19 protein-coding genes and 1 tRNA gene are annotated in these 21932 nt (G+C 42.8%); 12 read left to right on the forward strand and 8 right to left on the reverse strand.

The annotated features are described in order from the left end of the window. Nucleotides 1-34 precede the first annotated feature (34 nt). The 3 genes from dnaK to EO98_RS12730 form a co-directional block, all read right to left on the reverse strand. Entirely contained in the window at nucleotides 35-1885 is a 1851-nt protein-coding gene (gene dnaK, locus EO98_RS12720) for a molecular chaperone DnaK (RefSeq protein ID WP_048138994.1), read from the reverse strand. Nucleotides 1886-2163: 278 nt separating this feature from the next. Beyond that, on the reverse strand, nucleotides 2164-2772 hold the full coding sequence (gene grpE / locus EO98_RS12725) for a nucleotide exchange factor GrpE (RefSeq protein WP_048138992.1): 609 nt from the start codon (nucleotides 2770-2772) through the stop codon (nucleotides 2164-2166). A 126-nt stretch (nucleotides 2773-2898) separates the two neighbouring features. Beyond that, complete coding sequence (locus EO98_RS12730) at nucleotides 2899-3345, reverse strand: hypothetical protein (RefSeq protein ID WP_048138989.1); 447 nt, start codon at nucleotides 3343-3345, stop codon at nucleotides 2899-2901. Between the two features lie 525 nt (nucleotides 3346-3870). On the opposite strand from EO98_RS12730, the gene EO98_RS12740 reads away from it, so the two are divergent. The 9 genes from EO98_RS12740 (at nucleotide 3871) to EO98_RS12780 (ending at nucleotide 13397) form a co-directional block, all read left to right on the forward strand. After that, nucleotides 3871-4833 (forward strand): ATP-grasp domain-containing protein, encoded by a 963-nt coding sequence (locus tag EO98_RS12740; protein WP_048138984.1) that lies wholly within the window; start codon nucleotides 3871-3873, stop codon nucleotides 4831-4833. Between the two features lie 55 nt (nucleotides 4834-4888). After that, nucleotides 4889-5878, forward strand: coding sequence for a hydantoinase/oxoprolinase family protein (locus EO98_RS12745; RefSeq protein ID WP_048139054.1), 990 nt, complete (start codon nucleotides 4889-4891; stop codon nucleotides 5876-5878). A 95-nt stretch (nucleotides 5879-5973) separates the two neighbouring features. Then, the gene (locus EO98_RS12750) at nucleotides 5974-6642 is read left to right on the forward strand and encodes an amino acid kinase (protein ID WP_048139052.1); all 669 of its coding nucleotides are present in this window, start codon (nucleotides 5974-5976) and stop codon (nucleotides 6640-6642) included. A gap of 197 nt (nucleotides 6643-6839) precedes the next feature. Next, on the forward strand, nucleotides 6840-7010 hold the full coding sequence (locus EO98_RS12755) for a zinc finger domain-containing protein (RefSeq protein ID WP_048133068.1): 171 nt from the start codon (nucleotides 6840-6842) through the stop codon (nucleotides 7008-7010). A gap of 97 nt (nucleotides 7011-7107) precedes the next feature. Then, on the forward strand, nucleotides 7108-7377 hold the full coding sequence (locus EO98_RS12760; RefSeq protein ID WP_048138983.1) for an elongation factor 1-beta: 270 nt from the start codon (nucleotides 7108-7110) through the stop codon (nucleotides 7375-7377). A gap of 66 nt (nucleotides 7378-7443) precedes the next feature. Beyond that, nucleotides 7444-7515, forward strand: a tRNA-Ala gene (locus EO98_RS12765). Between the two features lie 1148 nt (nucleotides 7516-8663). Next, nucleotides 8664-12245 carry a PAS domain-containing protein gene (locus EO98_RS12770; RefSeq protein WP_048138981.1) on the forward strand — a complete coding sequence of 1194 codons (3582 nt, stop codon included), beginning with the start codon at nucleotides 8664-8666 and terminating at the stop codon, nucleotides 12243-12245. Then, nucleotides 12242-12655: a response regulator gene (locus tag EO98_RS12775; protein WP_048133072.1), complete on the forward strand. Its 414-nt coding sequence runs from the start codon at nucleotides 12242-12244 to the stop codon at nucleotides 12653-12655. Before EO98_RS12770 ends, EO98_RS12775 begins: the two co-directional genes overlap by 4 nt. 343 nt (nucleotides 12656-12998) lie before the next feature. Continuing rightward, nucleotides 12999-13397, forward strand: coding sequence for a response regulator (locus tag EO98_RS12780; protein ID WP_048138979.1), 399 nt, complete (start codon nucleotides 12999-13001; stop codon nucleotides 13395-13397). Nucleotides 13398-14004: 607 nt separating this feature from the next. On the opposite strand, the gene EO98_RS18525 is transcribed toward EO98_RS12780, so the two are convergent. Together EO98_RS18525 and thiI are read right to left on the reverse strand one after the other, a co-directional pair. Then, entirely contained in the window at nucleotides 14005-14154 is a 150-nt protein-coding gene (locus EO98_RS18525) for a hypothetical protein (RefSeq protein ID WP_156161132.1), read from the reverse strand. Between the two features lie 549 nt (nucleotides 14155-14703). Beyond that, entirely contained in the window at nucleotides 14704-15918 is a 1215-nt protein-coding gene (gene thiI / locus EO98_RS12790) for a tRNA uracil 4-sulfurtransferase ThiI (RefSeq protein WP_156161135.1), read from the reverse strand. A gap of 503 nt (nucleotides 15919-16421) precedes the next feature. Between thiI and EO98_RS12795 the strand changes: the two genes are divergently transcribed. Then, nucleotides 16422-16601 carry a hypothetical protein gene (locus EO98_RS12795; protein ID WP_048138975.1) on the forward strand — a complete coding sequence of 60 codons (180 nt, stop codon included), beginning with the start codon at nucleotides 16422-16424 and terminating at the stop codon, nucleotides 16599-16601. A gap of 487 nt (nucleotides 16602-17088) precedes the next feature. Here EO98_RS12795 and EO98_RS12800 read toward each other — a convergent pair whose 3' ends face one another. Next, entirely contained in the window at nucleotides 17089-17535 is a 447-nt protein-coding gene (locus EO98_RS12800; protein ID WP_048138971.1) for a hypothetical protein, read from the reverse strand. 519 nt (nucleotides 17536-18054) lie between these two features. Here EO98_RS12800 and EO98_RS17550 point away from each other — a divergent pair. Together EO98_RS17550 and EO98_RS12810 are read left to right on the forward strand one after the other, a co-directional pair. Further along, nucleotides 18055-20079 carry a histidine kinase dimerization/phosphoacceptor domain -containing protein gene (locus tag EO98_RS17550; protein ID WP_156161133.1) on the forward strand — a complete coding sequence of 675 codons (2025 nt, stop codon included), beginning with the start codon at nucleotides 18055-18057 and terminating at the stop codon, nucleotides 20077-20079. A gap of 85 nt (nucleotides 20080-20164) precedes the next feature. Next, complete coding sequence (locus EO98_RS12810) at nucleotides 20165-20605, forward strand: universal stress protein (protein ID WP_048138969.1); 441 nt, start codon at nucleotides 20165-20167, stop codon at nucleotides 20603-20605. A 272-nt stretch (nucleotides 20606-20877) separates the two neighbouring features. Here EO98_RS12810 and EO98_RS12815 read toward each other — a convergent pair whose 3' ends face one another. Beyond that, nucleotides 20878-21156: a hypothetical protein gene (locus EO98_RS12815; protein ID WP_048138967.1), complete on the reverse strand. Its 279-nt coding sequence runs from the start codon at nucleotides 21154-21156 to the stop codon at nucleotides 20878-20880. Nucleotides 21157-21158: 2 nt separating this feature from the next. Beyond that, nucleotides 21159-21917: a PspA/IM30 family protein gene (locus EO98_RS12820; protein WP_048138962.1), complete on the reverse strand. Its 759-nt coding sequence runs from the start codon at nucleotides 21915-21917 to the stop codon at nucleotides 21159-21161. Between the last annotated feature and the right edge of the window lie 15 nt (nucleotides 21918-21932).

Raw genomic sequence — 21932 nt, forward strand, 5'->3', positions numbered from 1 at the left:
CAGGCGCTTTTTGTTAGTGATAATTCTTCTTTAATTACTTACGCTTTTCGTCGTCAACGACCTCATAGTCGGCATCAACGACTGTCTCATCAGGGCCCCTTGCGTCCGTGCTTCCTGCTTCGCCTGCAGCCTGCTGGGCCTCCTGAGCTTTCTGATACATGGCTGTCGAAATCGGATATACGGCTTCCTGAAGAGCCTCTGTCTTTGCCTTGATATCTTCAATATCCGTGCCTTCAAGGGATTTTTTCAGGTCTTCGATTGCAGCATTGACCTTTGACTTCTGGTCTTCGGTAGCTGCATCTCCGGCTTCCTTGATAGTTTTTTCTGCGGCATTGATAAAGGCTTCGGCATTATTTCTTGTCTCGACTTCTTCCTTGCGCTTCTTGTCCTCTTCGGCATGCAGTTCCGCATCCTTGACCATGCGCTCGATTTCGTCATCAGAAAGTCCGCCGGGCTTCTGGATGGAAATGGACTGCTCCTTGCCTGTGCCCAGGTCCTTTGCACTCACGTGCAGAATCCCGTTTGCATCAATGTCAAAGGTAACCTCAATCTGAGGAATACCTCTTGGAGCAGGAGGTATGCCGTCAAGGGTGAACCTTCCAAGGGTCTTGTTTTCGGAAGCTATCCCGCGCTCTCCCTGCAGGACATGGATCTCGACTGAGGGCTGGTTGTTAGCAGCAGTTGAGAAGATCTGGCTCTTTTTAGTAGGAATGGTGGTGTTCCTCTGGATGAGCGGAGTTGCTATGCCTCCAAGGGTCTCGATACCCAGAGTAAGGGGATTAACGTCGAGCAGAAGGACATCTTTTACCTCCCCGCCCAGGACTCCTGCCTGAATTGCTGCACCGATTGCAACTGCCTCATCAGGGTTGATGTTCTTATAGGGCTTCTTGCCTGTGAAATTCTCTACAAGTTCAACCACTGCAGGCATCCTTGTTGCGCCCCCGACAAGGATCACTTTTTCAAGGTCATTTGGTGTAAGCTTTGCATCGCTGAGTGCGCGGCGCATGGATACAAGAGTCTTTTCCAGGAGATCTTCAGTCATCTTCTGGAACTGGGCTCTGGTCAGGTCAATATCCATGTGCTTTGGTTCCCCATCAGAACCGACTGTCAGGAAGGGAAGGTTGACGTTGGTGCTGGCAACTCCGGAAAGCTCTATCTTGGCTTTTTCAGCAGCATCTTTCAAGCGCTGGAGTACAGCTTTGTCTTTGGAGAGGTCAATTCCTTCTGTTTTCTTAAATTCGGCGAGCAGGTAATCAATGATGCGCTGGTCGAAGTCGTCGCCTCCAAGGTGAGTGTCTCCGCTTGTGGACTTTACCTCAAAGATTCCGCCTCCGAGTTCCAGAATGGATACATCAAAGGTTCCGCCTCCGAGGTCGTAGACAAGGATTTTGTGGTCCAGATCACCCTTGTCAAGCCCGTAAGCAAGGGCTGCAGCTGTCGGCTCGTTGATAATCCTGAGGACTTCAAGCCCTGCAACTGAACCTGCATCTTTTGTAGCCTGCCTCTGTGAATCGTTGAAATAAGCGGGAACTGTGATCACAGCCTGCTGTATTGACTCTCCAATATAAGCCTCTGCATCGGATTTGAGCTTCTGGAGGATCATTGCAGAGATTTCCTGCGGGGCATATGCCTTCCCATTAAGTGTGACTTTGTAGCTGGCTTCTCCCATGTGCCTTTTAATGGAATAAACGGTGTTCTCAGGGTTTGAAATAGCCTGCCGCTTTGCGACCTGACCCACAAGTTTCTCCCCTTTCTTAGAGAATCCGACGATTGAAGGAGTTGTTCTGTTGCCTTCGGCATTCGGGATCACAACAGCTTCTCCGCCTTCCATCACTGCCATACATGAGTTAGTAGTACCAAGGTCAATACCCAGTATTTTTGCCATGTTATATCCTCATAGTAAATTATCAATTAATTATTTATTTTATCAATTAAATTCTTTAGTTAGGTTACTGGTTAAGCGGTTTGTTAGATTAGTCAGTTAAATTCCTGGTAAAGTTACTCGGAAAAAATACTTAACAAACTTACTTGATCTGATCAATAGGTTCTATTATTTGGTTAAATTGTTTAGTCAAAGGGGTCAGTCAAGTTACTTCTCAGTTAAGCTACTTAGTTAAGTTATTTAATAAAGTTGTTCTGTTACTAACAGGATTAATTCAGTCTTTAGTTCTCTGTCTCTTCAGGGCTTTTAGCCACTGAAACCATGGCGGGTCGGACAATCTTTTCGTTCAGTGCATATCCCTGTTTGTAAACGTCAACTATAGTATTGTCCGGAACTTCGGAGGTTTCTATGTGCTGGACAGCCTCATGCTTGTGAGGATCAAACTCGCCTGCCTTTTCGCAGATTATTTTCTCAAGCCCGTATTTTTCCAGGATAGAGAAAAACTGCTTTGAAAGCTGCTCGATTCCACTTACAATCGAGCCCATATCTTCTGCAGTCCGTGCAGATTTCAGGGCACGTTCGAAGTTATCGGTCACTTCGACAAAGTCCAGAAGCACCTGCTCAAGCACAGCTGTTCGGTTTTCTTCCATCTGACGAACGGTTCGTTTTCTGAAGTTATCAAAATCAGCTGCAAGCCGGAAAAGCTGATCCTTGAGAAGTTCGTTCTCCTCTTTACAGACAGCTTCAGGACTCTTTTCAGTTCCGGAACTTACTGTTGTTTCATCGGCTTTTTTAGCCGAAGATCCAGAGTTCCGAGCTCCGGAATTTCCAGCCTGTTTCTGGTTATCTTCATTAGAGTGCATGGTTTCCTTTTTACTGGACTTCTTCATTTATCGATACCCCTAATATTATTGCAACTGTTACACTCGTCTTGATCTGTGATTGTTTGTAATTCTATAAATACTTTGTGGAGCCGCCAGTGGCAGATCTCCCTGAGAAAACAAAAAAAAGAAAAATCAGTAAAAGTGGTTCTGAAGTTTATAAGATAGTGCTTTGAGCATTATGACGCTTGCAATCATGCAAGCCGCAACTGCTGAAATTACCTGTTCCCATCCAAGAACGGAAATTCCTCCTCCTAACGCAAACTGCACGCCTCCTACAAGGGAGACAAACACGAATGAAAGACCAAAACCTACAAGTGCTCCGCCTATAAGGGAACTAAGAGTGTCCAGGCCCTGTTTCTCATAGAAAACCATTCCCCCTATAAACACCACGGCAAAGATCATAAGTACAAATGCAGACGGCAGGGGACTTGATTTAGTAGAAAATATATCAAATAGCCCGAGCCCCATGTCAACCAGGAATATGCCCATGAGAACCGCAATAGAGAGGGTTTTGACAAAAGGATTATCAAACAAAGACTGAGAATATGGGTTTCTGCTGTTGATTTTACCAGCCACCATCAAGTATTACAATGTTTATCATAATGTTTACCTTTTAAGCTATAAACTATATAAATTATATAAACCTTTACTTGCGTAATCGGTTTAATTTCCTCTGCTCCACTTTATAATTCAGATTCCCCTATTAATTTTATTTACCTACATTTTTATAGCCCGAGTTGCGCCGCCCGAATTGCGCCTCGGGAGTACGCGGTCCTTTTCGCTACGCTCAAGAGGACTAATTTTCGGTTTTGTTTGACTTCCGTATATTTCTGTTGCTTTTGTTTGTTTGTTTGTTGGTTGGTTGGTTGGTTGGTTTGCTTGTTGGTTGGTTGGTTTCTTGTTTGTTTGTTGGCTTCTTGTTAGTTTCTTGCTGACTTCCTCGGTCTTTTTTACTTATTGCTTTTATCTCTTTTTTGTGGAAAAGGCATCTTGAAGGTGAGAGTGGCCGAAGCGGTGTGAGATAAGAAGGGATCTTTTTCAGGGGTATTTTTCCTTCCATGCAGGACAAAAAGTAATATAAAATGACCGGGTGTTTCTTCTCCGATGAAAATCCTGGTTGCGGAATTCGCTGTCGGCACGGATATCGATAAGTCCCTGATTCCGGAAGGGGCAGCTATGCTAAAAACACTTGCCGAAAGTTTTGTTCGTGTGGGGCATGAGGTGTACTACCCATCTGCAGGTACAGAAATAGGTACAGGTACATCATTGAAATCCACGGCTGAAAGCTTCAGGCAGGTAGTTGAAAGAGAGGCAAAGAAGTGTGATGCCGGACTGCTTATTGCTCCTGACGGAATGCTTCCAGAACTGAACAGGGTCCTTGAAGAAAACACCGTAAACCTGGGGTGCTCGCCGGAATCGGCAGCCTGCTGTGCAGATAAAGTCCTGTGCACAAAAGCCCTGAAAAAAGCCGGAATTAATGCTCCCGGTATTGCGGAAAAAGCTGAAAAGGGCAAAAAGTATGTCATAAAACCGAGATTCGGATGCGGGGCAGAGGCAACAGATCTTGTTACGGAATTCGAGAAGACAGAAGAATTCATTGCAAGTGAATATATTGAAGGAAAACATTTGAGCGTAAGCCTTATTGCAGGAAAAAAGCCGCTGCCACTTACGGTAAACCGCCAGTTCATCGAGTTTGAAGAGAAAAAGGACAGGGAAGGAAAAAATCCCGAGAAAAATAGAGTTTCGGGCATAAAATACAACGGCAGCCTGACTCCTTATAAGACTTCCAGAAAAGATGAACTCTATGAAACTGCAATCTCGACAGTAAAATGTCTGGATTGTTTTGGGTATATGGGTGTGGATATCGTACTTTCGGATCGTCCTTATGTCGTGGATGTAAATCCAAGGCCTACAGCTTCATTATTCGGGATTAGCAGAGTCATGAAGGAGGAGATAGGCGAACTTCTTCTTAAGAATAGATTCGGAGAACTCCCTGATTCAGTGCAAATCGAAGGGGAATATCACTTTTCAAAAGATATGCTTGGCGAGCTTTTCGGAAGGAATTGAAAACAAAGAAAATGTTAATAATTACATACCTGGAAAAACACGGAAAGGAATCAAAATGCATTCAAAAATTATAGGGCTTGACATTGGAGGAGCGAACACAAAGCTTGCTTCCTCGGACGGGACTCTTGTGGAACTTCACTACCTGCCTCTCTGGAAAAATACCAGGCTTCCGGAAGTCTTAAAAGAGATTGCGCAAAGGCTAAGGCCTGAAAGAGTTGCTGTTGTGATGACAGGAGAGCTCGCGGACTGTTTTGAAGACAAAGAGCAGGGCATCCGCTTCATAAAAGAAACAGTTGATTCGGCTTTCGGCTCCGAAAAGGTCTCGTATATAAACAGCCAGGGAAGGTTCCAGAATGAAGCTGAGAACTTGAGGGAGCTTGCTGCCGCGAACTGGGCAGCCTCAGCCAGGCTGATAGGGGAAGAGGTAGGAGACTGCATTTTTGTTGATGTTGGCAGTACCACAAGCGATATTATTCCGATCATATCAGGGGAACACAGGGCAGGGCTTACAGACTTTGAACGCCTGCTCAGGAGCGAACTTGTATACGCAGGCACCCTCAGAACAAACCTTGCCGCACTTCTTGAGAAGGTAAAGCTTGAGAAAGGCATTTGCAGGACATCCTCGGAACTCTTTGCAACGACCGCAGATGCTTATCTCATACTCGGGAAAATCGATGAAGATACATACACATGTGAGACTGCCGATGGGGCAGGCAGGAGCAAAACAGATGCCATGCGCAGAATTGCAAGGCTGGTCTGTGCAGACCTTTCAGAGGTAGGGGAGAGGGAATTATACGAGATCGCAGAGCAGGTAAAAGATAAACAGATCTCTACCCTGGCTGAAGCTATCTTAGAAGTTGCGGAAAGAAATGGACTTAAGAAGATTGCATCAGCGGGCCTGGGGGAATTTATGATAAAGGAAGCTGCAGAACGACTTGGATTTGAATGCATATCTGTTTCCGGGCGATGGGGAGAAGAGATCTCAAAGGTATTTCCGGCATATGCTGCCGCCCGCTTACTGGATGCCGAAAAACCAGGAAACTGAAGCTTCAGGACATCTATTTCCCTGAAGAAATTAACAGTAACTGAAAGCTATAAATGGAGAAAAACCTTAACGAATGAGAAATCTCAATGAAAGCTATGAGGGTAGTTATCAAAGTAGGAGGAAGCCTGATCAGCGAAGCTCCAGAACTTATTAACAGGCTCGTAAAAGAATTTGGTTCCGGACATTCAGGGACTGCTCCTGACAAGCAGGTTTCCGAAAAGATTAATTATTCCATCCTTATCGTACCCGGAGGAGGGGTATTTGCAGATGCCGTAAGGAGAGCTGACGGGAAGTTTGGACTTGGAGACGACGCAGCTCACTGGATGGCTGTGCTTGGCATGGAGCAATACGCTTGCTACCTGCAGGACAAAAGCGGTGCAATGGATACGGATTCAATAACGGAATTGCCTCCCGGCGTTTCGATTCTTTTTCCCTACAGGCTGCTGAAGGCAGAAGACCCTCTGCCCCATTCCTGGAGCGTAACTTCGGACACAATCGCTGCCTGGGTTGCGAAGCAGACAGGAGCCCTGTTCATTAAGGCTACGGATGTTGACGGGATTTTCAGGGAAGGAAAACTGGTCAGGGAAATTTCCACCTCTGACTTTTCAGAAAACTTTGAAAGTTGTATAGACCCTTTCCTGCCCGGATTCCTTCAGAAAAACAGGATGGGGTGCAGAATTATAAACGGTAAATTTCCGGAAAGGGTAATTCAGGCAGTGTACGGGAAGCCTGTGCCCTGTACGGCGGTAAAGGGGAATATTTAAATTGTATATCGTATATGACTAGGGAGAGAAGCAAGCCGTGTCCAAAAAGCATCATTACATTCAGTTCATCAAACTTGTTGATGTTAATACAGGTGCCGATAAAAGCAGGATACTGAAGCTTTTGAAAAGTGCCTGATTCACCGGTTAATTCATTTTAGTTCACTATAAAAGAATAAGGAATATTAAGGAGAAGAAAAATGTCGTCACAGAAAATTGAATACTGTACCTCATGCGGAATCCGTCTTGTGGAAAAAGGCTATGTGAAGTTTCCCTGCCCCCAGTGCGGAGCAGAGATCGGAAGATGTACAAGCTGCAGGCAGCAGGGTAACGTATATACCTGTCCTAAATGTGGATTCAAAGCTCCGTGATTTTGGGAAGAGTGCCAAAAGATCCAGAAGAGCATTGTGAAAACAGCTTGAAACTGGTCAATAGAATCATCAAAATTAACATATAAGAGGGATTGAAATGGGCGAAGTTGCAGCAAAAATGAAAATCATGCCAGAAAGCATTGACACCGACCTTGTAGAGCTGAAAGAGAAGCTCAAAGCCGCAATTCCGGCAGGAGCCGATCTTCACGGGGACATAGCTGAAGAGCCAATAGCCTTTGGATTAAAGGCTCTGATTCTTACGCTGATCGTTAACGACGAAGAAGGCGGAACCGAAGCCGTAGAAGAAGCCTTTGTAAAAGTTTCTGGTGTCGAAAACGTCCAGATTCTGGAACTCTACCGTATCTGAGAAGGAAAAAAGAACCGGACACCTGTGTTCGGAAAATCTTTTTTCACTATTCTCTTTTTCGTAAAAGGGCTCGTAGATCAGGGGTAGATCGTTACGTTCGCAACGTAAAGGCCGCGGGTTCAAATCCCGCCGAGTCCACTAAGAAAGTAAATCTAAAGCCCGGGGTCCTCCCGAGGATAGAAAAAACCTGTAAGAAAATTAGCCAGAAAAAGTAAATTGGCCAGAAAAAACTTAAGGATGAACAGGGCAGAATTACTCTACCTCAAAAACTCTACCTTAAAAATAGCCTTTTTCAAGTATATTCGTCACTCCGTCTACTTTTTTTCTTCGTTTTCTACAAACTGCCAGGCAAGTTAGCGGTGGCTTCCCGGAACCCGTATATTAAAAAGAGGTTTCCGCTGTAAGAGAAGTATTTTTCATCCTATGTTGGGTATTTCTTCATAGTCGTGGATCTCCCTAAATAGCAGCAGCGGTTTACGTGTTGTTTTTTTATCTGGCTGGCAGGCTGCAGCCATGTGCAGCGATTACTTCTATTGTCTTCAGCAGGCAGAATCTCAGACTATTTGATACTGGCTGCTGAGCTCAAATAGATAAAAATGATAATTAATATGACCATAATACATCATTAATTTTTTTAATCGGTTATTTAAATAGTTATTAGAGATTGAAGAAAAATTGACCCTTTATGATACCGAAAATGGGAGAGATTCAATGCAACACAGTATAAAAAATGCAAAGAATTAAATACAAATAACTCTTTAGAAATATTTGTTGGGAAATCCCACGCTAGAATAACCCCCTCAGTTGGCCAGGGAAAATTGAAGCTCCCCTGGCCGACTATAAAATACAAGATTAATTTTAAAGGGGGAGGTTTTCAGTTAAACGCCTCTATTTATATGGTATTTTACGCCCCTATTTCTCTTCATCCTATTTTCTGTGCTTTTGCTTTCTTGATGCTCATCCTCCGGCAGAAGAAGTAATATACGGAAAATTAATCACTCTCAGAAAAGCTCATTGAAGTTTTTTCCGGGAAAACGATATCTGAAGAACATCCGGTTTAATAATATCCGGATCTAAACTGTACAAAATCCGGGGACACATCATATACTTTTTAAATAATGGATACCTAACAGACCAGCGTATATTTTTTTACAATAAAACCCCGATACGTCGGATTGAAGGGTGCAAATAGCGGAAAAATGGGAAGATCCGCAAAAGGCTATTTTTAACCCTGTTTTTAAGCAAAAATATGATTCTCGCTCTGAGATCTAAGACTAAGGCAAAAAGTGAAAAATGGGGGACTGGAAGTTATTAAAAGTAACAGCTTTCCTGTAAAAAAAGAAGAAGCTGGGGAATTAGAACATAAAAACTCAATAGAGCTGCACGAAAAAATAATAGAGTATTTTCCTTCGGAGAACCCTAACCCTATCCTCAGGATAAAAAAGAATGGAAAGGTTCTTTATGCCAATAGAGCAGCCTGTTTTCTTCTTGAACATTGGGGTATAAAAGAAGGAGAAGAGCTCCCTCAATCACTGAGGCACGGTATAAGAAGGATTCTCGCACAAAAAAAGCCTGAGAACCTTGAAATCAATATAGAGAATGCTACATATGCTCTAAAGCTTTATCCTCATTCAGAAGATGAATACATAGACATCTATGGGTTTGACATAAGTTACAGGGTACTGGCTGAAGAGAAATTCAGGTCCCAGCATGAGAGACTGGAAAAACTTGTTGAGCTAAGGACCCTTGAGTATATAGAAGCAAACGAAAAACTTGCACAGGAAGTAACCGAGAGAAAGAAGATTGAAAAAATCCTTCGGAACAATCTCCAGTTTCTTGAGACACTTCTTGACAGCATTCCAAGCCCTGTATTTAAGAGGGATCTGAATGAGAATTATGTAAACTGTAACGAGAGTTTTGCCAGGCAAATCATGGGGCTTTCAAAGGAGATGGTCATAGGGGGATCATACTCCGAGTTTCAGAAGAGGGTTCCAAAAGAGCTGGCTGAGATCTATTACAAACATGACAGGGAACTTATCGAGAAAGGGGGAAGCCATTACTATGAGACCAGAGTTATCTGCGCTGACGGTGTGAGCAGAGATTTCCTGTTCCATAAAGCTACTTACGAGGACATTTCCGGAGAAGTTGCCGGAATTGTGGGCGTAATGCTGGATATTACCCCGCGCAAAGAAGCTGAAAAATATTTCAGGAAAGGTGAGGAGAGATACAGGATTGCTGCTGAACAGACAGGGCAGCTAGTTTATGATTATGAGGTGGAATCAAAACAAATTGACTGGGCGGGAGCAATCCCACAACTTACAGGCTACAGCCCTGAAGAGTTCAGACAGGTAGATCTGGAAAGCTGGATAGAACACGTCCATCCGGAAGACCGAGAAAAAGCATGGAAAATACATGAAAAGTGTATGAAACATGGGGGGAAATACCTTGGAGAATACAGGTTCAGAAGGAAAGACGGGAGCTACTTCCATGTAGAAGATAGCGGCGTGTACATTCAGATAGACCTTTCCCAGGTTTACCGGATTGTCGGAGTGATAAAGGATATTACAGAAAGAAAACTTGCCCAGGAAATCCTTGAAAGAAGCGAAGAGAGATTCCGCATAACAGCCGAACAGACCGGGCAACTCTTTTATGATTATAACATTAAAAATAATCACAGTTCCTGGGCAGGAGCAATTGAAGAACTTACAGGATATAGCTGTGAAGAGTTTCAGGGCTTCACTCCAAAAGTATGGGCTCAACACGTCCATCCTGAAGACCGGGAAAAAGCAGTAAAAGCCCACGAAGAATGCATAAAAAATGGGGGAAAGTACTCTGAAGAGTACAGATTCAGAAGAAAAGATGGAAGTTACATATGCGTTGAAGACGGCGGCGTTTACCTGCAAGCCGATAACAGAGATATATGCAGGGTTCTTGGGGTAATAAAAGATATCACTGATAGAAAACTTGCCCATGCGGAACTGGTTAAGAGTGAGAGCCGCTACCGTTTGATCGCAGAAAAAACTAAAATGCTTTTATATTACGAAAATTTCACGGACGGCAAAATTGACTGGGCAGGAGCAATTCCGCAGATTACAGGATATAGTTATGAGGAGTTTCAGAAAGTTAGGGTTAATGAGTGGATGAACCTGATCCACCCGGAAGACCTCCAGAGGATAAGGTCTGCCCACGAATATTGCCTGCAGCGTGGGGGAGATTTCCATCAGAACTACAGGCTCAGGAGAAAGGATGGAAGTTACTTCTATGTAGAGGATGAGGGAGTTTGCCTGAAAGATGAAAAAGGCCGTGTGTATCTGGCAGCCGGAGTGATAAAAGACATCACAGAAAAGAGATCTGCCCAGGAAAAACTCCTTGAAAGTGAAGAGAGGTTCAGAATAGCTGCCGAACAGACCGGACAGATAGTGTTTGAACATGACCACGGGGGGAATATTATCAAGTGGGCAGGAGCCATCCGGGATGTCACGGGGTATACGGCAGAAGAATTTAACAAATTTGACAATGTTTCGTGGGCAAACCATATTCATCCTGAAGATAGGGAAAAAGCACTTGGTGAACTCAGGACATTTCAAGAAAAAGAAAATAAGTTCCGTATTGAGTACAGGTTCAGGAAGAAGGATGGGAGTTATATCCATGTAGAAGACAGCGGGGTTTACCAGAGAAACGAAGACGGAAGCATTCGAAAGTCTTTCGGTGTAATGAAAGATATTACAGGCATAAAACTGGCTTCAGAAAAACTGAAAGAAAGCGAAGCGCGCTACAGGTCCTTCATGAAAAACTTCAGAGGAATTGCTTTCCAGATGGGACTTGACTTCACCCCGATTCTCGTAGACGGCAATATAGAAGAAACTACAGGATACAGAAGAGGGGACTTCATCTTTGGAAAAGCTGACTGGTACCAGATTGTTCATCCCAAAGACCGAGAACAGCTTTTTGAAAATAGGGAAAGATTGGTAAACGACCCCTTACTCCTTATAGAACACGAGTACCGGATAAGGCACAGGGATGGAAAACTAAGGTGGGTCCGTGAGATTATCCAGAATGTTTCCGATCCCACGGGCAAAAAGAGAATTTTGCAGGGGACAGCCTATGATATTAGCAAACAAAAAGAAGCTGAAGAATCTCTTGCAAAAGTGGAAGAAATCCGTAAAAAGGAAATACATCACAGGATAAAGAACAACCTGCAGGTAATCTCAAGCCTCCTTGAACTTCAGGCAGAGAAGTTTAACGACATAGAAGTTCTCGAAGCTTTCCGTGAGAGTCAGAACCGTGTTGCTACAATGGCAATAATTCATGAGGAACTGTACAGGTCAAAAAATAACGAAACCCTGGATTTTTCAGCTTACCTACAGAAACTGACAGCGGACCTGTTCCACTCATACACAGTCAGAAAAGGGGATGTCAATATGCAGCTCGACATCGAAGAGACTTTTCTGGGAATGGATACTGCAATTCCTCTCGGGATAATTATCAATGAACTTATATCCAATTCTCTGAAACACGCTTTTCCATCAGGCAGGAAAGGTGAAGTTTGCATCAAACTCTGCAGAACAGAAGAAAATAGTGAGAATAAAAGTATAAGTAAGATCATTAATAATATTGATGATAAGAGTTCAGTGGATAAAAATATCCAGTACACACTGGTAGTTTCGGACAATGGGTTGGGTTTTCCGGAAAATATTGATTTCAGGAACACGAGCTCTCTGGGTCTCCAACTGGTAAATATACTTGTCGAGCAACTGGAGGGCACGATTGAACTTGAAATATGTTCGGGGACTAAGTTCAAAATCTGGTTTAAGGAGACCTGCCAGTCATCTGAAAAAGTATCCAGTATCAAAGGGGAGATACAATGAAAAAGGCAAAAATTCTGGTTGTTGAAGACCAGAACATCGTCGCTCTAAACATCAGAAATAAACTCAAAAATCTGGGTTATACGGTACCCGGCACTGCATCCACAGGAGAGGAAGCAATAAGAAAAGCAGAGCTGACGAGTGCGGATCTTGTTTTGATGGATATCATGTTGAAAGGAGACATGGATGGAATTGAAGCTGCCCGTGAAATAAAAACCCGCCTTAGAATTCCTGTACTATATTTGACAGCTTATACTGACGATGAAACCCTTGAAAGGGCTAAAATGACAGAACCGGCAGGATATATTTCTAAGCCTTTCAAAGAAGAGGACCTGCATAGCAATATTGAGATGGCGCTCCATAAACACAGAGCCGAAAAAAAAGAGATTGAGAGTTCCAGTAATGACGAATAAAACTCTTCAATACACCTTAAATAAAGCCTGTATCCGGTTAAAACGGATACATGTTTCTCAAAAATAGAATAAACTTTCTTAAATGGTATGCGACCGTTCTTAAAAGGTATGCCACGCAGATTTTATCTGAGTTTTGCTGCTCCAACGCTGCATGGGATGAAAATTTTTCGCGGATATTTGTTCCGGAAATACAGGTCGTATGTATTTAGTAGGCGAGAAAAAGAATAAGCCTGAGATAATTCGCGACGGGGATAAATATCAAACTCGATAAAAACGTGGGGTCAACTGGTTAATAAATCAGAACATATCCCGGAAGATGAAAAAATAAAAACGGGGGGAAATAATGTACAAAGCAAAGATTCTGGTCGTTGAAGATCAGAATATAGTGGCTCTGAACATTAGAAATAGGTTAAAAAACATGGGGTATACCGTTCCTACGACTGCTATTTCGGGGGAAGAGGCAATAAGAAAAACAGAGCTTACGAATCCTGATCTTGTTTTGATGGATATTATGTTGAAGGGAGACATGGATGGGATTGAGGCAACCAGGATTATCAAATCACGCTTTTCAATACCTGTTATCTACCTTACCGCCTATACTGACATTGAAACTCTTGAGAGGGCAAAACTAACAGAGCCTTCAGGATATATTTCAAAACCCTTCAAAGAAGAGGACCTTTTCAGCAATATAGAAATAGCTCTCCATAAACACAGGTCGAGAAGGGCAAATGAAGAAAAGTAAGAGAAGGGTAAATGAAGAAAAGTAAGAGAAGGGTAAATGAAGAAAAGTAAGAGAAATCTATTTAACTTTGGGGAAAGATAAAAGGAGGAAGGAAGGGGAAGCAGTCCACTTTATATTTAAGAGCAAAAACCTCACTGGTAGACCCTTATAAGTCGGTTGATATATTCAACATAGTAAAAATAATTGAGAATGGCATTTTTCGGTTTTTTGCTTTGTATCTGTCTTTCCGCAGATGTCTTCAAAAAAATAACATTTTTCCTGCCATCGTTTTTGGAGATTTATTTTAAAATTTGCAGTTATAATCTCAACTGAAGCTTAGGAAAATGGATGCTGGAAGTTTTCAATGAAGGCAAAAAGCCACAAATTTTGGAAAATATCAAAAACATATGTTTAGTTAAACATGAAGTTTTTCAGAAAAAACGATAGCAGAAAAAATTGTGAAAATTGAAAGGACATCTGCGGAAAGCCGGTTGTATTTTAGATAAATCCTGCACCTGACCTAAGAAACATTTATCCTGCTCTGGAAATCGCTTTTCAACCAAACCATTATAATGTACCCCCTCCAGCTTGCCTGGAGCAGCCTGCTAAAAAAATTCTAATAGGGATTCTAGCGTCTGGAGTTCAGGATAGTGACTACATTAAAAAAGAGCCAGATGCCACAGAAGATCCAGAATACAGGACCTGCGGTGTTTACAAGAAATTCGCCTGGTCCGGGATTATCAGGGTACATATCGATATACAGTGAACCGGCGGTCATCAACAGGAAACTTGTAATAGTGAATAAAAGTAAAACTGTTCGTACTCGGGAAGTTTTTGGGTCTGAGCGAGAAAAGCCATTCATAGAATAGATTAGCAGGAGTAGAAATAAATAATTTTTTAAATCACTTCGTTTTAAAGAAAGTTATACATCTTTAGATAAAAAATGGATGTGTGTGGTTTGAATAGTGGCTTGATAAAGAGAAGGGCTTTAACTGCATTATAAAAGTTGTGATTGTGGATTGGGGACTTTAACTGCATTATAAAAGTTGTGATTGTGGATTGGGGGCGTTAACTGCATTATAAAAGTTGTGATTGTGGATTGAACCTGTGGATTGAACTGGAGGTTGGATTATGAACTCCATTAGAAGTATAACGCCCAGAATATTAAATGTAAGAGATCTTATATAAACCATTACAGATTTATATAATTTTATATGTATAAAATGAAAATATATATAAATTATAAGCCGACGGAATTAAAAATGTGAGGGAGAATTAAAGCTATGCTCAATGCTAAAATTCTCTATTCAAAAGCTCGTGGCTCTAATTAGAGCTTGAGGACCTTTGCAGCTTTCAAAGCATCGCCAACCATAGTCTCAATATCAAGCTTTTTTTCCTCGAGAACTATGAGGTCATAGTTTGCCTTGACTTCGGGATGCTCCGGAACCGCAGCACAACTTCCGGCTGACCTTGTAGATATATCATAAGTTCCAATTCTACGGGCAATATCCACGATCTCGCTTTTGTCAAAGGCAATTAAAGGGTGATAAATCGGGATAGCAAGCTGGTAAATTTCGGCATGCATGTTGGCAGCAGTCTGGGAGGCTACCTGTCCGAGGGAAGAGCCAGTAATAATCCCACTTGCGCCTTCTTTTTTCATAACTTCGTAGGCTTCTCTGTACATCATACGTTTGCAGAGGAGGCATGTGTTTTTTCGGTCGCATGTTTCGATAAAAGCCCCTAGATTTGGACCGTGGAGGAGCTCATAAGTTGTGAACTGGTGCCCTGGAGCCCAGGCCTGTAGCTGGCGGATGCAGTCAAAAGCACGTTCCTTTGCCGCATCCTCTGCATAAGGAGAGTTATTGCAGTAAACAGGGATAATCATTACACCGCGCTTCATCATCAGCCATGCAGCGACAGGGGAATCGATACCTCCGGACATCAGCACTACCATACTGCCCTGTGTGCCGAGGGGAAGTCCTCCAACTCCTTTAACCGTCTCCAGGTAAATATAAGCCAGATTCTGCCGCATCTCTACAAAAATTTCCTTATCAGGAGAACTCAGGTCAACCCTGGGATGTTTTCCTTCTTTTTCAAGTGCGTTCCAGACAGCGTCTCCGCAGTTTCTCCCTAAATCCGCTGAAGTGAAAGAATGGTTTCCGCTTCTTCTAGCCCGGATAGCAAAAGACTCTCCTTCCCGAATGAGGCATGTTCCAAGAAGAGCACAGGTCCTGGCTGCGCTCTCAAGGTCTGGTTCTGTGATTAATGCAGAAGAAGTTGAGACAACCCCAAAAACGTCTGCTGCCGCTCCAGCTGCCCGCGGATCTGTCGTCTCAATAAATATCCTGCCCCATTCTCTCCGTATCAGGGAATATGGAATGCTTCTTGAATCCAGCATTGCGGCAATGTTCTTCATGAGAATTTTCTCATACCAGTTCCGAACGCCTGTGCTTTTAAGAGCAAGCTCCCCATATCTAACTATAACAACATTTGCCTGGCTTTCGAAGCCCTGGTGAGAAGGACCGGAGTCCTGGTTATCCATACTATTAATAAAAGTATCTGGCATGTTCTCGCTGTCTCTTTTAGTCTTTATATCAATATCAGATGTATTTTTTGCTTTGATCTCATCAGAATTGCCTGTCATGTGTACTTAACGGTTAGGGCGACATGGCGTTTAAAGTTTTCAGGAAAAAGAATTTTTTTCAGGGAAAATGAACCTATGGCGGCAACTTAGGGGAGACCGACGGAAAACTTTAAATCTAGTATTTTTTTGGGGGTAATAACAATTGCATGAAGAGATATGAAAGAATATTATAAAACATGAAAAATTGCCCCGGTGATCTATCATTGTTAATCAGTACAAAAAATATACATACAGTAATATTATTTTTGGAAAATCTATATAAGTCAAGACTCGTATAGTATTGTATGCTATTGTGTACTACGCACAATATCGAAGACATTGGGTAAGACTGGGTAAAAATTACCCACCTATCGAAACGACAAAAACAATAAAAAGACAACCACGCCAGGGGTGGAGTACCAATGGATACTCTGAAAAAGCTTGCCGGAAAATCGATAGTGACAGCGATTGCCGCTTATAGCCTTCTGCTGATACTATTTCCTGTAGGCTGGATCGTTTTGCTCGGAACCGCTATCGGAAGGCCGAGCGCTGAAGAAGGATCTGTCGAAGCGAGAATCCTTGGGGCAGACCTCGAAGTCTGAAACCCCGAGAAAGAAGGCATGGGTGTCAGAAACCAACAAGGAAGTCCACCAGGGGTTTCTGGTTAACATTCTAGCCGCCCAGCACCGGTGTCGAAACAAACAAGGGAGCTCGCAAGGCTTCTGGCCAACATTCACACCACCCTCTTGCAATCTGAGAACTGGTTTCAAGCGGGTGTCGGAAACAAACAAGGAAACAGCAGTTTCAGGACAGCAATCCGGCTACCTGCCATATCAAGAGGCGGATCTGGAAGGAACCGGAGGAAAAAGAGAGAACGGCCGTTTCTGGCAACATTCAGGCAACCCACTTTTTTTTATTGCAATTTTATTTTGTTCTGTTTTTAGTAGTTTTTACTAGTTTTTACAATTATCATATAAACCAAATGCATTAATATCGAGGTAAATATATATTTAGGGTTATGGGATACTCTGGAGTTTTTAAGAAATTATTTGCAAGTATAAATTGAAGAGGGGGGATAATGTCGTTTCTTTATGCCTTTATCCCGAACTCAAGTGTTCTTCCTGCTCCATCAATGATTGTCTTTTTACCATCCGTGTAGATATATCTTATTGAGATATTTCCGTCCTCGCCGTACTTTGTCCAGATCGTGGTATTTTTGTCCTGTGACCACATGTACTCGTATCTGGTGGTGTTATCTTCGCTGCCGGTTTCGATCATGGCTCTGCAAAGGGTTTTGTTTTCGAACTCTTCGGTGCCGGTAATTTTCATATTAAGGGCTTTTCCGGTGGTGGGATTTTTAACCTGGACCTGAGAACCTACAGGGCACCAGTTGCCTTCGGATTGCTCGGGAAGGCTGACATTTATTTCGGTATCATTGCCCGAAATTGATAGTTTTGTTCCGTCTTCCCCCATACAGCCTGAAGCGAGAAGGGAAACTGTAAGAAGTAATATACAAATTACCTGTTTTTTTGACAAGAATTATCACCTGAGTTTATCAAAACCTTATTTTCGATCAAAACTTTCCTAAGAATTCTAAAAGATAAAAAACTCTAAACGATAAGAATTTTGAATATGATGAAACTTTAAATTCAAATCGAATTTTTGTTTTTTATCAGAGTTTTATCTCCTGCAAGTTTTCATTTCCATTTAATAGTAGATGCAGCCCATAAAAATTATTCCATTATGCCATTTATTCCATTATGCCATTTAAAAGTAGGTAATTTGCAGGGAAAATAGAAATTCTCAGCATCTAACCTGTTTTTTCATCATGAAATTAAACATTTTGTCCATTTTCAGGGAATTGAATTATCACATTATTAATAAATATCTCTTACCTGAGATCATTTTTATGCAGATCTATCAATATATACGCATAATAAGATATAATTTGGTAGCAAACGGGGGGCGTTTGGCATAGTTATTACTGTAATGAAAAGTGGAGGGAATGAGCTTCAATGGATGCATAATCTCCTCTCTACAAACCCTTATCCCATAATGAGAACTGGAAAAGATGGAATTGTACTTTACGCAAACGAAGCATCAGTTCCTTTACTGGAAATATGGAGAATCGAACCTGGACAAAAACTTCCGTTGGAAATTCTCCCTTTCGTCCGGAAAACGATCAGAAAGAAAGAAGCTTTAAACATTGAAGTAAAAGAGAATAACAAAGAATACTTACTCACTTTTAATCCGGCGGAAAACGAATGTGTACATATCCACGGAATGGATCTTGCCTCCATGACAGCAAGAAAGAAAACACTATTTACGCAGGAAAAGCAGCAAGACGCATTTTCTGAAAACCTGGCGGACCGGGCTGCAGAGATGATAGTTTCTGCTCTCAAAGCCGAATTCTGCAGAATTATCACGTTTTCTCACGACGGCGTTGACCTTCCGGAAAATCAGCCTTCGATTCAGGAAATCGGATGTATTGGACAGCCTGAGAAGTTAGATGAGCTTGCCGGCGGGATCAGTGTCTTTATAAGAATCCAGGGAAAACCCGGTATAGTTGTAACGCTTTACAGAACCAGGCCGGATGAGTTTGCCCCTGAAGAAGTACGTTTTTTAAGGTATGTCCTGTCTCTGGTTCGTAAAGTCCAGAAGTGTAAAAGGATTGATGCAGAACTACAGGACAGGATACATTTTTTAGAATCATTACTCGAGGAAGTTCCGAACCCTGCTTATTTTAGAGATGTAAGCCAGACTTTTCAGGACCGCAGTGAGCTTTTCTCCGGGAAAGCTGCCCACTCTCAAGATCAAAAAACTTCAGGGTATTCGATGCATGAACTTGAAGAAGTAATTCCAAAGGAGCTTGCCGCGATCTACAAAAGGAAAAAAGGAGAGGCTTCAGAAGTATCAGAGGAGTTCGGGATGATGCCGGGTATCTGCAGTATGTTCAGGGAAAGTGAGGAGGCATTGAAAATAGCCCTCCAGGTGCAGAAAGTGTTCTGGACAGTCATCAATAACAGTCCTGCAGTCGTTTTTTTATGGCGAAACGAGGAAAAATGGCCTGCGGATTTCGTGTCTGAAAATGTATCACAGTTTGGGTATGAGGTTGAAGACTTCACCTCCGGAAAAATCCTTTACGGCGATATTGTCCATAAGGAGGATCTAAATAATGTCCAGGAACAGCTTGACAGCTGCGTAGAAGACAACTGCGAAGGTTTCAAGATGGAATACCGGATCTGCACAAAAGAAGGGGAATTGCGCTGGGTCGATGAGAGGACATTCATCCAGAGGGATGCAGAAGGTCGCGCCACTCATTTTCAGGGGGTGGTCATTGACATTACCGAAAGGAAGGTTGCAGAAGAAGCCCTTGAAAGAGCCGAGCAGCTCCGGAAAAAAGAGATAAACCACAGGATCAAGAATAACCTGCAAATAGTTTCTTCTCTGCTGGACCTGCAGGCCGAGAAATTCAGTGATAGAAAGGTAATTGAGGCTTTCAGGGAAAGTAAAAGCCGAATTGTTTCAATGTCGCTTATACACGAAGAACTTTATGAATCAGGAAACCTTGACATTCTTGATTTCTCGTCTTATATCCGCAAGTTAATAGCTGATCTCCTCCGTTCATACAGTACAGAGAGTTCAGCTATCAGGGTAAACCTCAATGTAGGAAAAGTTTTTCTCGGTGTTGACACAGCAGTTTCTCTGGGCATTATAATCAACGAACTTTTCACTAACGCCATCAAATATGCTTTTCCCCAGGGCAAAGGAGGGGAAATAAATGTTGAATTTTTCGGGGAAGGAACCGGAGAAGCAGTAAACGAAAAGGAAATCTCAGGTAAAACCCCTATTCCGAAGATTCCTGATAAAGGTAAGGATATGCATAAACAATTTACTCTTATCTTTGCAGACAACGGGAAGGGCTTTCCCGAAGATGTCGATTTCAGAAACACGGAAACCCTTGGTTTGCAGCTTGTAAATGCTCTTGTGAACCAGATAGAGGGGAGAATAGACCTTGAAAGGGAAAAAGGTACGAAATTTACGCTTAAATTTAGGGAAAGAATCAGGGAAACGGCCTGAAACTTCAGGACTATTCCATTCAGGATGGAATTCTAATAGTAATACCTGTATATTTTTAATTAGAATATTAAAGGGGGTAGCTTAAATGAGTGGAAATCTTTTCAAAAAAATCCTGATTGCAACGGATGGTTCAGAAAACGCCAAAAAAGCAGCTTCTTATGGAATAGACATTGCGCGGGCAACAGGGGCTGAAGTATATGCTCTGTATGTTGTTTCTACCGAGCACGCCGGAACTGCACGGACAGTTATGGGCTGGACTGAGGCATTTGAAGAATATCTTGCAAATCAGGGAGGGGTTGCAACTGGCTATGTAGAAAACCTTGGAAAAGAAGCCGGAGTTAAAGTGGAGCCAATGTATCTGAAAGGTGTTCCGGCTGAAAAAATCCTTGAATATGCAGAGGAGAGTAATATTGACCTGATAGTAATGGGCACACAGGGCCTGACAGGAGTCCAGAGATTCCTTATCGGCAGTGTGGCAGAGAATGTCCTCAGGCACTCAAAAGTCCCTGTAATGATTGTCAGGTGATTGTCTGTCAGGTGATTGTCAGGTGATTGTCACGGTGATTGTCAGGTGATTGTCACGGTGATTGTCAGGTGATTGTCACGGTGATTGTCAGTTAATAGTCAAGTAATACAGCCTGAAAAAAGGCCAGTTACTTTTTGCCGTTCGGATTACCAATTTTCCAGAGCAGCATCCAGCATAATCTGGAAACTGCTCATGGTACCCAGTCAACTACTTTTTAGAAGTTTCTGATTGAACAGAGACTCCTGATCCATTTTTAGGGGAATCACAGCTCCTTAATTTTCAAAAATCCCTTCCCCTGTAAATATGGCTTTTGCTTCCTCAAAGCTAAGGTCTTCCGGAGGTACAATGATGTCGGATTCCAAGATTTCTTCCGCGCCAAGTGCTTCCCCTTTCTCCTTAATCTCAGAAATCATCTTCGCAAGTTCTGTTCTGAATTTCTCAGCATTTCCTTCCGCAACAAGGGCTACAATTCTGTTATCGATCTGGTTTAATTCATCGCAGAGGGCTTCAGGCGCCCGGTACTGGCCTTCTCCCATGATCCTGATTATCATTTTCACACCTCCTTTCCTTCTTCCGGACCTTTGCTTTCTCCCCCTGTGTTCGCTTTTTCAGGTCCCTTTCCAGCTTCGGCTTTAAGCTTTGCAAGTTCGGATTCGACACTGCTCTGGGTGCTGATTTTTGCAAGTTCGCGCTCGATGTCGTCCCTGCCACCTGTAAGGTCTTCGAGTGCGCCGGCTTCCATAAGCTCGTCAATTGCCTCGGCGCGGGCTTTCATTTCGTCAGTCTTATTTTCGGCCCTCTCAAGTGCAAGTCCCACATCTGCCATCTCTTCGCTGATCCCGGTGACAGACTCGTTTATCTTTACCTGGGCTTCAGCTGCTGAGTACTGAGCTTTAATGGATTCCTTTTTTGTCCTGAAGATCTCGACCTTTGTAGAAAGTCGCTTTTCCGAGGCAATGAGCTTTTCTTCCTGTTTTTCGAGCTCCGCAATTTCCCTGTCAATCCCATCGACCTGCTGCTGGAGGGCTGCTTTTCTCTCAAGAGCCATCCTTGCAAGGTCTTCACGGTCAGCAGCAACCGCCTCCCGGGCCTGCTTCTCAAGCTTCTCATTACTCTGAATCAGTTTTGCCCGCTGGAGCTGAAGGCGTTTTTTTGAGGTTGTCACTTCTGCAACGCCTCTCTTTACGTTCTGCAGCAGTTCCAGCTGCTTTTCATAGGAATAATCAAGCGTTTCTCTAGGGTCTTCCATTCTGTTAAGCACTTTGTTCATCTTTGACTTGAATACTGTTTCCATCCTTGCGAATAATCCCATGTGGTTTCCCCGTTG

It is taken from the genome of Methanosarcina sp. 2.H.T.1A.6 (assembly GCF_000979455.1).
Classification (GTDB): domain Archaea; phylum Halobacteriota; class Methanosarcinia; order Methanosarcinales; family Methanosarcinaceae; genus Methanosarcina.